The sequence below is a fragment of the Methylobacterium sp. B1 genome (assembly GCF_000333255.1).
Lineage (GTDB): Bacteria > Pseudomonadota > Alphaproteobacteria > Rhizobiales > Beijerinckiaceae > Methylobacterium > Methylobacterium fujisawaense.
Map to the genome: position 1 here is coordinate 1 of NZ_BACT01000682.1, position 990 is coordinate 990.

Annotated in this window: 1 protein-coding gene and 1 pseudogene; both read left to right on the top strand. The window is 76.7% G+C overall.

All coding sequences use genetic code 11. The annotated features are described in order from the left end of the window. Window positions 1–296 (top strand): annotated as a pseudogene (locus I53_RS20100) (marine proteobacterial sortase target protein); the annotation flags it as partial. Then, window positions 293–883, top strand: a complete 591-nt coding sequence (locus tag I53_RS20105) for a class GN sortase (RefSeq protein ID WP_043353988.1) — start codon at window positions 293–295, stop codon at window positions 881–883. The pseudogene I53_RS20100 and the gene I53_RS20105, both read left to right, overlap by 4 nt. The last annotated feature ends 107 nt before the right edge of the window (window positions 884–990 follow it).

A 990-nucleotide genomic window follows, 5' to 3' on the forward strand; every position in this document is an offset into this window, starting at 1 on the left:
CCGCCCGCCGGGCGCCGGGCACGCCCCTCGTCGCCGCCGACCTGCCGCTGAACCTGCCGGCGGGCTGGGACTTCGCCAAGGTGTTCGGCACGGACCGGAGCGGCGAAGCGCCCGCCGACGACAAGGCCGCCCGGATCGTGCCGATCCATGCCGGCGAGGCGGGCGTCGACCTCCCGCAGACCGGGGCCGGGATCCTGGCGCAGCTCGGCCTGGGCCTGCTCCTCGCCCTCCTGGGCCTCCTGCTGGGCGCTGGCCTTCAGCGGCGCGGTGTCCGGCGGATCGGGGACGCGCGATGAGCCGCTCTCCGGTATCCGGACTGGGGAGGGCCCTCGCGGCCCTCCTCACCCTCGGGGGGCTCGGACTGGCGGCGCAGGCCGCCTGGATCCCCGCCAAGGCCGCCCTGGCGCAGGTTCTGCTGGAGCGCGCCTTCGCCCGCACGCTGGCCGAGGGGCACCCCGCCAAGCCCTGGCCCTGGGCCGACACCGAGCCGGTCGCCCGCCTCACCGTCGCGGGCCGCAGCTTCGTGGTGCTGCGGGGCGGGAGCGGCCAGGCCCTGGCCTTCGGCCCGGGCCATCTGGACGGTACGCCGGAGGCCGGCGCGCCCGGCACCGCAATCTTCGCCGCCCACCGCGACACGCAGTTCGCGGTGCTGGGGCGCCTCGGGCCCGGCGATCCCGTCACGGTGACGGGCCGCGACGGCCGGACCCGGCATTTCCGCGTCACCGGCACGCGGGTGGCGCGGTGGGACGCCTCGGGCATCGACCCGCAGGCGGCCGGCCGGCATCTCGACCTCGTCACCTGCTGGCCCCTGGAGGCGCTGCGGGCCGGACCGCTCCGGCTGATCGTCGAGACGGAGCTGGCGTCGGAGGCGGGGCGTTCCTGACGGGCCGCCGTGGATGGCCAGCTTGGCCGCGCTTGCGCAATTGTGCGGTTTCGTGCGGATCTGTCCGGATCAAGCCCGCGCGAGCCGTGCCTGTGAGCGAGATCGAA